Source organism: Tabrizicola sp., from assembly GCF_051645465.1.
Lineage (GTDB): Bacteria > Pseudomonadota > Alphaproteobacteria > Rhodobacterales > Rhodobacteraceae > Tabrizicola.
This window is the reverse complement of sequence record NZ_JBOFBI010000248.1, coordinates 1-11,993: the sequence shown is the minus strand read 5'-3', so window position 1 is coordinate 11,993 and position 11,993 is coordinate 1. Positions and strand designations below refer to the sequence as shown.

14 protein-coding genes are annotated in these 11,993 nt (G+C 63.3%); 6 read left to right on the top strand and 8 right to left on the bottom strand.

The window, feature by feature from the left end; genetic code table 11:
- Positions 1–421, bottom strand: a 421-nt coding sequence (locus tag ACRCSW_RS16490) for an integrase (RefSeq protein ID WP_438706740.1), incomplete at its 3' end; no start/stop codon positions are given.
- A 277-nt stretch (positions 422–698) separates the two neighbouring features.
- Entirely contained in the window at positions 699–1,643 is a 945-nt protein-coding gene (locus tag ACRCSW_RS16485) for a LysR family transcriptional regulator (protein WP_438706739.1), read from the bottom strand.
- A 110-nt stretch (positions 1,644–1,753) separates the two neighbouring features.
- On the opposite strand from ACRCSW_RS16485, the gene ACRCSW_RS16480 reads away from it, so the two are divergent.
- Together ACRCSW_RS16480 and ACRCSW_RS16475 are read left to right on the top strand one after the other, a co-directional pair.
- A complete protein-coding gene (locus tag ACRCSW_RS16480; RefSeq protein WP_438706738.1) occupies positions 1,754–2,206 on the top strand; it encodes a cupin domain-containing protein in 453 nt (150 codons plus the stop codon).
- Positions 2,199–2,579, top strand: coding sequence for a hypothetical protein (locus ACRCSW_RS16475; RefSeq protein WP_438706737.1), 381 nt, complete (start codon positions 2,199–2,201; stop codon positions 2,577–2,579). The genes ACRCSW_RS16480 and ACRCSW_RS16475 overlap by 8 nt, the downstream gene beginning before the upstream one ends.
- Before the next feature lie 209 nt (positions 2,580–2,788).
- Here the strand turns inward: ACRCSW_RS16475 and ACRCSW_RS16470 are convergent, their stop codons facing one another.
- Positions 2,789–3,277, bottom strand: coding sequence for a cupin domain-containing protein (locus tag ACRCSW_RS16470; RefSeq protein WP_438706736.1), 489 nt, complete (start codon positions 3,275–3,277; stop codon positions 2,789–2,791).
- A gap of 45 nt (positions 3,278–3,322) precedes the next feature.
- Positions 3,323–3,823: a c-type cytochrome gene (locus ACRCSW_RS16465; RefSeq protein WP_438706735.1), complete on the bottom strand. Its 501-nt coding sequence runs from the start codon at positions 3,821–3,823 to the stop codon at positions 3,323–3,325.
- Between the two features lie 122 nt (positions 3,824–3,945).
- On the opposite strand from ACRCSW_RS16465, the gene ACRCSW_RS16460 reads away from it, so the two are divergent.
- From ACRCSW_RS16460 to ACRCSW_RS16450, 3 genes are all read left to right on the top strand, one after another.
- Positions 3,946–4,413, top strand: a complete 468-nt coding sequence (locus ACRCSW_RS16460) for a hypothetical protein (RefSeq protein WP_438706734.1) — start codon at positions 3,946–3,948, stop codon at positions 4,411–4,413.
- Positions 4,410–5,771 (top strand): GAF domain-containing protein, encoded by a 1,362-nt coding sequence (locus ACRCSW_RS16455; protein WP_438706733.1) that lies wholly within the window; start codon positions 4,410–4,412, stop codon positions 5,769–5,771. Before ACRCSW_RS16460 ends, ACRCSW_RS16455 begins: the two co-directional genes overlap by 4 nt.
- 243 nt (positions 5,772–6,014) lie before the next feature.
- Entirely contained in the window at positions 6,015–6,800 is a 786-nt protein-coding gene (locus ACRCSW_RS16450; RefSeq protein ID WP_438706732.1) for a MerR family transcriptional regulator, read from the top strand.
- Positions 6,801–6,916: 116 nt separating this feature from the next.
- Here the strand turns inward: ACRCSW_RS16450 and ACRCSW_RS16445 are convergent, their stop codons facing one another.
- The 3 genes from ACRCSW_RS16445 to ACRCSW_RS16435 all read right to left on the bottom strand — a co-directional run bounded on the left by ACRCSW_RS16445 (position 6,917) and on the right by ACRCSW_RS16435 (position 9,972).
- A complete protein-coding gene (locus tag ACRCSW_RS16445; RefSeq protein WP_438706731.1) occupies positions 6,917–8,257 on the bottom strand; it encodes an MATE family efflux transporter in 1,341 nt (446 codons plus the stop codon).
- A 101-nt stretch (positions 8,258–8,358) separates the two neighbouring features.
- Positions 8,359–9,633, bottom strand: a complete 1,275-nt coding sequence (locus ACRCSW_RS16440) for a hypothetical protein (RefSeq protein WP_438706730.1) — start codon at positions 9,631–9,633, stop codon at positions 8,359–8,361.
- 129 nt (positions 9,634–9,762) lie between these two features.
- Positions 9,763–9,972: a DUF1127 domain-containing protein gene (locus ACRCSW_RS16435; protein WP_438706729.1), complete on the bottom strand. Its 210-nt coding sequence runs from the start codon at positions 9,970–9,972 to the stop codon at positions 9,763–9,765.
- Positions 9,973–10,092: 120 nt separating this feature from the next.
- On the opposite strand from ACRCSW_RS16435, the gene ACRCSW_RS16430 reads away from it, so the two are divergent.
- Entirely contained in the window at positions 10,093–11,118 is a 1,026-nt protein-coding gene (locus tag ACRCSW_RS16430; RefSeq protein ID WP_438706728.1) for a GlxA family transcriptional regulator, read from the top strand.
- 23 nt (positions 11,119–11,141) lie between these two features.
- On the opposite strand, the gene ACRCSW_RS16425 is transcribed toward ACRCSW_RS16430, so the two are convergent.
- Positions 11,142–11,774: a tyrosine-type recombinase/integrase gene (locus ACRCSW_RS16425; RefSeq protein ID WP_438706727.1), complete on the bottom strand. Its 633-nt coding sequence runs from the start codon at positions 11,772–11,774 to the stop codon at positions 11,142–11,144.
- Between the last annotated feature and the right edge of the window lie 219 nt (positions 11,775–11,993).

The following is an 11,993-nucleotide window of genomic DNA, read 5'->3' as shown; positions in this document are numbered from 1 at the left end:
GGATGCGTGCATACTGCCGGGTCGAAAGGTGCGGGCTGCCGTGAAACCGGCTTGGCCAAAGATCATCGCACCCGAACATCGCCGGGCTTTCGATCCACCGCTGTACTGCTTTGCGGGTCTGTTCCGTGATTTCAAACTGAACGGGGCGCTGATTCTTGCTCTGCAAGACCGAGGCTCTCTCCCTCATATGGCCCGACACGAAAACATCGCGTACCTTTAGCCGGACAAGGTCGCAGCCCCGCAGCTTGCAGTCGATCGCCATGTTGAAGAGGGCGAGGTCGCGGATGTTATCCGCGATCTCTAGACGCACGCGGATCGCCCAGACATGCTTCGGCAGAAGCGGGCGCTTTTGACCGATGATCCGGCCCGTATTCCAGGCCGGAGCTTTGGTACGAACGGCGGGAAGGTGAATGGTAGGCATGGCTCTTCCTCCATCCACCAAGCCCACCCGACACCAACATTGCGCTGATGACCGATCATAGCACGGATGAGGTCGAATGACCGCTCTGGGGAAGCCGCACCGCAGCGACGGTCGCACCTTGAATGGCCGGACTGGGCCGCGATCGAAGTGGGGTGAGGAACTGGTACTTCGGCATCCGCAGTTTCGTCCGTGCAAACGGCTACCGTTTGGTGCAGCGAACAACACTGCGGATGAATCCTCTCCCGGCTGTTACCGTCGCTCGCCCGTCTGCCCTATCCTATACCGGATTGGGTCCGTCATCCAGTTTCGAAAGGATGTTAGACACCTGCGCCCGCAACCAGGCGAGACCCCGTGCTGTAGAATTGCGGCGGTGCCAGGCTTGGCACAGCTCGTCACGGGGCATAGCAAAGGGCATTGCATAGACCTCGAGCCTGGCGGGGCCTGCCACACGTTCGGCCAGCCGACGCGGGATCATGCCAACCAGATCGGTTGCCGCCACAGCGCGCCAGACAGCGGTAAAGCTTGGAACGCTCAGTGCGATGTGCAACGTGTGGCCCAGTTTGGCGAGAAAGCGGTCTTCGACGCCAGTCTGGTCTTCGACCACCCGGAAGACAGCATGCCGCAGCCTGCAATACAGATCGACCGGCAACTGCTGGCCGCGGATCACGCCGTGGCGGGCCAGTTCCGGATGGTCGCGGCGCGCCACGACACAGAAGTCGGACCGGAAAAGCGGCTCGGATTCCAGCCAAGACGGGACGGTCTGGCGCGGCAAGATGATCAGATCCAGTCGGCCCTCACGCATGTCTTCGATGGCTTTCGTGCTGATCGCATCGGTGTAGCGCAGTTTGACCCCCGGCGCGTCCCGTTCCAGCCGGGCGGTCAGGTCCGGCAGCAACATCTCGGTAAAGAAATCCGCCGCCGAGATGCGGAACAGATCGGTCGCCGTCGACGGATCGAAGGCCGGGCGCGCCAGAAGCTGGTTGGTATCCTCAAGCAGGTGCTGCAGCGGGGTCACCAGAGACAGCGCGAATTCCGTGGGGCGCAAGGCCTGTCCGTCCCGCACGAACAACGGGTCGCCGAACGCCGCCCGAAGCCGCCCCAAAGCCGCCGAAACCGCCGGCTGTGACAACCCGATCCGCGCCCCCGCGCGGGTCGTGGATGCATCGCGCAACAGCGCGTCGAGGACTTTCAGAAGGTTCAGATCGAAGCTTTGTAAATTCATGGAACGAATTAATACCATACCAACAATCGATTTCACAAATTGCTTGATGCCCCTCATACGGCGTCACGGCGCGACGTTGCGCGCTTGCCACAAACAACCGGAGTTCCAGAATGCCTGCTTCAGAGACCGTCCATCATCGGAACGGCACGCGATACCGGACCATCCTCAGCACCGCTGAAACCGGGGGTGCCATGTCCATCATCCATGCCGAGGCCGACCCGTTCATTGGCCCGCCCGCCCATGTGCACGACCGCGAGGATGAGATTTTCATCGTGCTTGACGGCGAGATCACCTTTGAGGTCGCGGGCGAGCGCTTCACGCGCGGGGCGATGGGCACCGCCTTCGTTCCCCGTGGTGCGCCGCACAGCTTCATGACCGGCGCCCGTGGCGCAAAGGGCCTTACCGTGCTGACACCCGGCGGTTTCGAAGGCTTTTTTGCCGAACTTGCCCGCAACCAGTTGCAGATGCCGCGGGACGTGGCCGCAGTCGCCGAAATCGCCGCGCGCTATGGATCACGCTTCACCGGACCGGGCCTTGCCCAGCAACAGGTGCGGCATGCGTGACGTGGCTTTTGTCTTCTTTCTGGCGGCGGTGCTGTGTGTATCGGTCGGGATGGCCTGGGGGATTCAGATGGCCATCAGCCAGGACCATCTGATGTCCGGCGCACACGCGCATCTCAATCTGGTCGGCTGGACCACGATGGCGCTGTTCGGGCTTTACTACCGAATGACGCCGCAGGCCGCCGGCACCTGGCTTGCGCGCCTGCACGCCGGAACCGCGATTCTTGGCGTTATCGTGATGGTTCCGGGCATCGCGGTGGCGATCACGTCCGGGGAACCGGGCCTTGCCGCAGCGGGTGCGTTGCTGACCGCCCTGTCGATGGCGATCTTCCTTTTCACCGTGCTGCGTCACGGCCTCGGTTCGCGCCCGGCGTAAAGTCCCTGACACCACGGTGGGCAGGCCTTGTTGATCATGCCGCTGGTCGAAGGTCGTCTATCGCGTCACCAGGACAATTGGCTGATCTGACCGTCTCGGCTTTGGTCGTTGGCCCACACTCCGCGCCAAGGCGGCACCGGGCCTGTCTGGATCCAGAAAAAGGTCCCGCAGCGGCAGGGCGCCGCTGCGGTCGGGCTATCGGGCTCCGGTCAGGCCGCGCGCAGGCCCAGATCGGCAAGCGTCAGCGGCGGGCCAAGCAGCTCCAGCCCGTTCTGGATGGCCGCCGCCGACTGGCGGGCGATCTCGGCTTCGTTCGGGGGCAGAATTGTGTGCGGAACGCCGTCGGCAAAGGGCACCGAAGCATCGCGCACAAAGCTCTCGAAGTCGGCACCCGACGTAATCGTCAGAACCAATGCGCCTTCGTCGGACATGACGATGAAGCGGTGCGGAATGCCTTTCGGGGCCTTTAGAAGGTCACCGGGACCGGCATACTGCAGCTTGCCGCCCACCTCGACGCAGATGCGACCGCGCAGGACGTGAAATACCTCGTCCTGATTCAGGTGCACATGCAGCGGCGGCGCATAGCCTTTCGGCAGCCGGTGCTCGATGACGGCAATCCCGTCGGCCCCGCCGTCGTGGGACAGACGGATGGTTGCCAGCGAGCCGCCGAAGTTCAGGGGAATGTTGGTCGTGGTCATGGTTGGTCTCTCTTTTCTAGGGTTGGGGTTGGTTAGGCAAATGCGTCAGCCGCCGGGCGGAATGACCCGCATGACGAACGCGGTTGGTACGTCTTCAGGCCCGAACGGCCCGGGAACCTTGTTCGACACCGGCGGCAGCGACTTCAGGAAGGCGGCAATCGCGCTGGCGTCTTCGGGGGTAAAGTTGGCGTAGCCCATCCAGGGCATCGCCGGAGCGAGGGCGCGCCCGTCCGGACGGACGCCGGTGGTGAACGCCGCGACGATCTCGGCCTCGGTCCAGCCGCCAAGCCCGGTCTCGACATCCGGGGTTAGGTTCGGTCCGTAGAAGGTCCCAAGCCCCGGGATTTCGAACCCGACCTCCGATCCGCCAAGCGCGCGGGAGAAATCCGGCTCTCCCAGAAAGTAGCCCGGCGTATGGCAGTCGCCGCAGCCCACCACGGACACCAGGTAGGCGCCGCGCGCGATGGCCGCCTCGTCGGCCCAAACCGGGTTGCCCAATGTTGCCAATGCAACGGTGGAAAAAAGCAGGAAGCGCAGGTTTTGCATGATCGTTGCCCCGTGGTTGTTTGGTGCAGCGTCAATAGCGGGGCGGCCGGGCCCGCGCTTCCTACGGACTTGCTAAGCGAGGGCTTCAAATCCTAAAACGTTCCTAAACGCCGAGGGACGGGATGATCTCAGGATTTGATAGCAAGCTGATTGCGCTCATCGAGTCGCATCCCTCGATCATCGTCGGCACCTGCGACCGCGCACTTGTCCCGACGATGTCGCGCGGATACGGCGCGCGCGTCATCGACGGGGGCGAAGCGGTCGAGGTCCTCATTTCGCGCTGGCCAGGACGCCAGACGCTGGCCAACATCGAAGCCACGGGGCAGATCGCGGTGACGTTCACAACGCCCGAGACCTATGATGCTTATCAGATCAAAGGCAAAGCGGTGAGCTGGGGCGACTGCACAGCGGCCGATCTAGAGCTCTCAGCGGTGTTTACTGCGGTAATCCGCAAACGGATCCGTGGTTTGGGAGAATCGGAGGGCTTGGTTCGCGTCATATTCGCGTCGCGCGGGCTGTACCGTGTTCGGCTGGTCCCGGAAGCGGTCTTCCTGCAGACCCCCGGCAAGAACGCAGGCCAACGCCTATGAGCAAAGTGGAGCGCCCTGTCCTCGCCGATCACTGGGAGTGCTTTGAAGGCGTCGTGCCGTCAGTCGCGGTGACCGCGTCGCGGGATGGCACACCGAATGTATCCTATATCAGCCATGTCTATTACATCGACGAAGACCACGTGGCGCTGTCGAACCAGTTCATGTCCAAGATGGTCAGGAACGTCATGGAGAACCCGCGGCTTCAGGTCGTGGTGGTGAACGCGCTCACCGGTGCGCAGTTGATCCTCGACCTGCTTTTCGAACGCGCCGAAACCTCGGGGCCGCTTTTCGACACGCTTGCCACGCTGGTGACCGCGGTCGCCTCGCATCATGGCATGGACCATGTCATGCGCCTTCGGTCAGCCGACATCTACCGGGTTCTGGATGTCGAGGTGCAGAGCTTTGAGCCAGGTGACGCTGACGCTCCGATCCCAAGACAGCCACGCGCCAATACCCTGGCCGTGGCTATCCCGCTTGCACTGTCGCTGTCGCGTATCGATGACCTTGACCAGGCGATCAACCGGGTGCTTGACGGTCTCGTGGATCAACTTCGGTTGCCGCATTGCATGGTGTTCCTCGCCGATCCCGAGCACCGCACCCTGACGGCAATCGCCAGCCGCGGCTATGATCGACAGGGGGCGGGGGCCGAGGTCCGCTGGGGGCAGGGCGTCATCGGCATGGCGGCCGAACGGGCGCAGACCTTGCGTTTTTCCTGCGTCGGGCGAAACTTTCTCTACATCGACAATGTCAAGACCACGGGGCTCCTCAGCCATGATCCGTCGCGCATGATCCCGATGCCCGGGCTTGAGGCGCCGCAAAGCCTGCTGGCCGTGCCGATGATCGCGGGCGCTGAGCTGCGGGGCCTAATCTATATTGAATCGAACGACAGGCTTGCCTTCACGCCGACGGACGAACAAGCCGTCGGCCTGATCGCGGCGCAGCTTGCTGCGCTGGTCTCGCTTGTCGAAACCTCGCATGGGCCGGACAACAACCAGGCCAGCCGGGCCGTGGCCAAGCCGCAATCCCGCCCGGGCGGTCAGAACATCCGGATCCAGCATTTTGCCTATGACGACAGCCTTTTCCTCAACCATGCCTATGTCATCAAGGGCGTCCCCGGTCGGCTGCTTTGGCGGATGCTGCAAATTTATGCGGAAGAGGGGCGGTCCGAGTTCACCAACCGCGAGTTCCGGCTGGATGCCACGCTGAAGCTTCCCGACTTCAAGGACAATCTGGAATCCCGCCTGCTCCTTCTCTCGCGCCGCCTGGCCGAGGGCGACTGGCCCGTTCGCATCCTGCGCAATGGCCGCGGCCGCGTGCAACTGGAGGTCGACGGACCACTTCTGCTTGAGGTACAGTGAAGCTGCGAACATGGCGTCTCGGTTCTCGAGAAGACTGGTTTTCTGGGTTCTTGGCTGGGCGGTTTTCATGATGTTGGGCGCAACAAGCCAAAGAGTCGTGTCGTGCATGGCCTCTTCGCTGAGGTCGGCCACATGTGTTTTGGAAATCCGCCAGGGCCATCCGCGTCCTTTGTGGCTGGTTCTTCTTCGGCCTGCCCGCAAACCCCTTGACCCTCACGCAACGTCAGGCCCGATCAAGGGGCCATGTCACAGCGAATCGAGGAATATTCAGTCGGCCAGCTGGCCAGGTTGTCGGGCGTTTCCGTCCGGACGCTGCATCACTATGACCAGATCGGCCTCTTGCGCCCTGGCCATGTGCAGCTGAACGGCTACCGGCTTTACCGCCGGGCGGACTTGCTGCGGTTGCAGGAGATCCTGTTCTACCGCAGCACGGAAATGCCCTTGGCCGATATCGCGGCGCTCTTGGACAGCGCCGAGCCTGCGGTTGCCCGCCTGACGCGCCATCGCGCCGCAGTTGCGGAAAAGGCAGCCCAGGCCAAGGCGATCCTGACCACACTGGATGCCACGATCGCGCATTTGAAAGGAGAACGCGACATGGCGAACGTAGACCTTTATGCCCCCTTTGCCCAGGCAAAGCAGGCCGAATACGAGACCTGGCTGATAGAAACCTACGGCCCAGAGATGGCCGATCAGATCGCGGCGTCAAAGGTCGCGGTCGGGGACAGTCCAGAGGCCGTAGCCCCCTTGATGGCGCGACTGAAAGACGTCGAAGCGCGGCTGGTAGATGCGTTCGAGGCGGGGATCGCGCCTGCGGCGAAGGAAAATCATGCCGTGGTCGAAGATCACCGCGCATTGATTGCCGACTTCTGGGGCAAGACATGCCCTCCCGACGCCTATGCCGGGCTGGCCGACATGTACCTCGGGCACCCGGACTTTGTCGCGCGCTACGAACGGCTCAGCCCAAAGTTTTCGGCCTGGCTGCCCGCCGCGATGCAGGCCCATGCGGCGCGGCTGCTGCAGGGCCGATAGGCGATTTGGGTCGGCAGCTTCAGTTGCTACCCCCTCTCTGGGGGTAGCAACAATCGACATCGCCGGGTCCTATCGCCGCAACATCAGCAATCGGCCAAGCATCAGCATAGTAGTCGTCAGTGTCCCTGCCGCGAGGCCGATCCAGACGCCGGTGATCCCCATCCCCTGCCATTTGCAAAGGTAGATTGCAGCGGGTGCGCCGATGGCCCAGTGGCCCAAGATGGTGAAAAGCATCCCGGCTTTGGTGTCCTTGCGTCCCCGCAAGAGGCCCGAAGCGGCGGCACCGGGCCGACGATCAGCTCGGTAACGCCAAGGATCATCAGCAGCCCCAAAGCGATGCCGGCGGTGGCGAGGCCGGTCGGGCTGTCGTCAAAGAAGCCGTAGGCGATGGTTCCCGCCCCTAGAGTCAGCGCGAGGCAGAGAAGCGCCCCAAAACCCAGCGACAGGATCAGGCTGCTGGCGGTGACGGCCGAGCGGATCGACGGCAAGCCAAGCGTCTCGGCCCGACCCATGCGGACCATCGCGGCCTGCAGGATCGCGGTCGGTATGGCATAGGCCACGCCCGCCGTCCGCAGAGTTAGGGTGTGGGCGGCGACCTCCTCGGCGCCCAGGGTCGCGGCATAGATCGTCGCGGCCAGGAAAATGCCAACCTCGCCGACCGTAGCAATACCGATCGGCAGGCCCACGCGCAGGACGGTCACCAAACCGCCCCAGTCGACGGTGGATGTCTTCGGCTTCCGAGTGTTGCGGGTGGTCGCATCGCCGGCAACAAGCGCCAAGACGATCAAAGTCGTCGTCGCCACGATCAGCGTCGAAACGCCAGCGCCGGTCGGCCCGAGATCGGGGAAAGGCCCGATGCCCGTCATCAGCACCCAGTTGCCGACCGCGTTCAGCGGCAGCATCGCGAGAGTGACTTTCAGGAAGACCTTCGGCTTTTCAGCCGCCGTCAGGATGGTCCGATAGAGAGCAACGCCAAGCATCGGCACAAGGGTCAAGGCCATGGCGCGGGTGTAGCCCTGACCTGCGTCCAGCAGCACCGGATCAAGCCCGAGGGACTTGAGCCAGTTTGGCGCAGTCCAGACGACAACGACCAGAACGCTGGCGAGCAACGCCACGACCGCAAAGCCGATCCGGGCCAGCCGCGCGAGTTCGGCAGGATCCTTGCGCAATGCCGCCGCCGTGTAGAACGGCGACAGGCCCGCCAGAACGCCTGCGCCGAGATAGAAGAGGACCGAGTAGAGATCGCTGCCGACGGCGACCGAGGCCAAGGCCTCGGCCCCAAACATGGCGGAAATCATCGCGGTGTCGGTGACGCTCATCCCCATGTTCACCAGGGAGATCAGCATGATAGGGGCGGCGAGACGAAGAAGGGCGCGGCCTTCTTCGATGATCAAACGGGGCCGGACGCGCGCGGCTATGCCGGGCGCTGGCCCAATATCGGTCTGCAGGGTGGACATGGTGGTCTCCGGAAAAAGGGGAATGGCCGGTTCTTCGACCGGCGGATGGGTTTAGGGGACGGGGGATAGGGGCGACCGGTCAGGCCGCCCCGCAAGGGGCGTCAGCCCCAGTTCTTGTCATGCTCGGCATGGGTGCGGAGATACGCGCCTGGGCCGTAGTGCGTGTCGTAGAACCCGGTATCGAGGCGGTGCGCCTGAAGGTAGGTGTTCAGGAACACGGCGGGGACGTTGGCCGGAAAACGCCCGAAGGTGTTGAGGACGTAGTCCGCCATCAGCGTGGTGATCTCGATAGCCTCGGCGTCGATCTGCGCTGCGGCCGAGCGGACGGCGGCGTTTTCCTTGTAAGGCCCGCCCAGCTTGGCATCGAACGGCCCGCCCGCACCGAACTTGCGCGCCACAGCCGCCTCCACAGCGGCCCGCATGTCGGCATGATGCGGCGGCACGTGGGCTTCGAACACGCCCGGCAGGCCGGTGAAATGCGGCAGCGGATTGCCGTCCAGCATGTCGAAGCGGAAGCCCAGACCCGGAACTGCCGGATCACCGCTGGCCCCCAGAACCGTGAAGGGGTTGATGCCGGTGTACATCCAGCCGCCAAGCCCAAGGGCCTGCAGCATAAGCGCCCCCGCATAGCAGGCGGTCCCCAATTCGACCGAAACGTCGGTCAGGGCGACCTGCTCCAGGAAGGTCATCGGATAGGCGACATCCATGTTCAGCCGGTGGGCATAGCGCTCGATCCCCGGGATCATCCGGCCATTCACGTCGTCATAGATGCCGGTCCCGTTCTGCACGAGGTAGAGAAGCAGCAGGATCACATGCTGCGCCACATCCGCGACCGGCATCACCAGCGTCGAGCCGGGAGCGTTGGCCGACCAGGTATTGTGCCCCTCCATATGCGGCATCGCCGCCGGGATGTTCAGCCGTCCGTCGGCCAGCTTGACGATGCGCGACTGGTGCGCCTCGACCCAGGCGTGAAGGTCGGTCTCCTTGCTCGGTGTCGGCGTCATGTCGCGCGTCGGCAGGAAATAGACCCCAGTGTCGTCGGTGAAGAAGAACTCCGACGTGTTGAACCCCGCCGAGGACGGAAAGCTGCGTCCGCCGGCCGCCGTGGTGTAGTTCGGCAGCTTGCCTTTGTATTCCGGGTGATGCGCGAACAATTCCGCCCAGCCGGTATTCCCGGCGATGGTGGAGATCAGGAGCATCTGCTCCACCGGGTCAAGCGCCTCAGGTGCCTCCTTGGAGGTATAGGCCAGTGGTCCGGCGGGGATCGACGCCCCTTTGGCAAAGCGCCGGGAGCGGCGACCGTGGATGGCTTCGATCAGGGGGAAGGTCGCAGCCTCGACAAGGCCCCTGGGCGGGTTTGTGTATGCATCAAGCATGATTTTTCCTTTGGTGATGAGAGTTTGACCCCAGGTGGAGCCAACGCTGGCAAGGATTGCGCCGGTCGCGGCGAGTGTCGTGCCGAGAAGTCGGCGCCGGGTGAATGGGGATGACATGGAATGCGCCGCTCAGCCGGAGTAGCGCATGGCGTCATGCTCGGTTCTGATCCCCAAGCGGCGAAGCTCATCGCGTTCGATGCCGATGTCGCGCAGCGTGCGGTCAGATAGGGTGGTCAGCTCTGGAGCCGACTTCGCGCCGCGCTTAAGCCGCTGCAACCAGTTCCAGATGGCCCCAAAGAGGCCCGGCTTCCGATAACGTGTGTTTGTCGTTGTCGTCATAATTGTCTCCTTGGACAGGTGCGGCCAATCCGGCCCACTGGCGTGCAAGTCGCATGCGCTGTTTGGATTGCGTGAGGTACAGACTCGACGAAATCGGCTCAAATGTGCCATGCTCGCGGAATGAGCACTCCATTTTCGCCCGCCCGGATGTCCGTCTGCTTGGTCGCCGTGCCCGAGATGGCTACTGGAGTCATGAACGGCCTTTACGAGGTGCTGACCTATGTCGGTTCGGGCTGGGAGATGCTGACCGGCTGGCCCCCAGGGCCGCGCCGTTTCGTGCCGCGCATCGTGGCCAAAGACCGGACCGCATTCGCCAATGTGGTAGGCCTGCCGATCACGCCGGACCATGCCTTTGACGAGGTCAAACGCACGGACATCGTCATCGTGGGTGACCTTGCCGTGGGTCGCAATGAAGACACACGGGGACGCTGGCCCGAGGCTGCGGCCTGGCTTAAAGAGCAGCACAAACAGGGCGCGCTAATCTGTTCAGTCTGCACAGGCTCGCTGATGCTGGCCGAAGCCGGGCTCCTGGACGGCGAGGAAGCAACCTGCCACTGGGCAGCGGTGGATCAGATCCGCGCGCAGTACCCCTCTGTCCGCCTGCGACCGGAAAGGGTCATCGTCGCGGCAGGCGCCGATCATCGGGTGGTCACCTCCGGCGCTTCGGCATCCTGGACCGATCTCGCGCTTTACCTGGTGGCGCGCTTTTGTGGTGAGGAGGAGGCCAGACGCAGCGCCAAGCTGTTCCTGTTCGGCGATCGCAGCGGCGGACAGCTGCCCTTCGCCGCCCGCGTGCGCCCACCCCAGCACGACGATGCTGCAGTGGCGGCCGCACAGTCCTGGATCGGGGATCACTATGCCGAACCCAACCCGGTGGCCGGAATGACCGAGGTATCCGGTCTCGCGACTCGCACCTTCAAGCGCAGATTCGAGGCTGCGACGGGCTACGCTCCGTTGGATTATGTACAGTCCCTGCGGATCGAAGAAGCCAAGCAAATCCTGGAAACCGGCGACATGCCGCTTGAAGATGTAGGCCCCGAGGTCGGATACACCGAACCCGCCGCCTTCCGCAGGCTGTTCAAGCGCACTACCGGCATAACGCCACAGCAATACCGGCAGCGCTTTCGCCAGGTCGGTGTCGGATAAGTCGCGCGATGGCTTTTGATCCGCTACATCTCGACGCCCTCGGAAATCTCCAGTGCGTCTTCGAGCTCGATCCCCAGGTAACGCACGGTGCTGTCCATCTTGGTGTGGCCCAGCAGAAGTTGTACAGCGCGCAGGTTGCCGGTCTTTTTGTAGATCTGTGCAGCCTTGGTCCGGCGCATCGAATGCGTGCCGTAGGCGCTCGGCTCAAGCCCGATCGAAGTCACCCATCCCCGAAGGATGCGCGCATACTGCCGGGTTGAGAGGTGGGGGCTGCCGTGAAACCGGCTTGGCCAAAGGTCGTCGCAGCCAAACATAGCCGGACATTCTATCCACCGCTGGACGGCTTTGCGCGTCTGCTCCGTAATCTCGAACTGGACAGGTCGCTGGGTCTCGCTCTGCAAGACCGAGGCTCTCTCTTTCATTTGACCCGAGACGAAGACGTCTCGGACTTTGAGCCGGACGAGATCGCAGCCCCGCAGCTTGCAGTCGATGGCCATGTTGAACAGGGCCAGGTCGCGGATGTTGTCTGCGATCTCCAGGCGGACGCGGATCGCCCAGACATGCTTGGGCAGAAGGGGACGTTTCTGACCAATGATGCGGCCTTTGTTCCAAGCCGAGGCTTCGGCGCGAACGACGGGAAGGTGAATGGTGGACATGGCTTTTCCTCCGTCCGCCAAACCCGCCCTACACCAACATCATGCTGATAATCGACAGTAGCACGGATCAGGCCGAAAGACCTGTGTGGATAGCTCCTGCATAGCAAGACATTTTTGAGTCTAGTTTTGCACGGGTCAGAAGCAGACGTGTGTTCGGCCTGTTTGCGCGGCACACGCGGCCGCTGGCCCTGATGGTTTCCGCGAACCAAGTCCCAAACC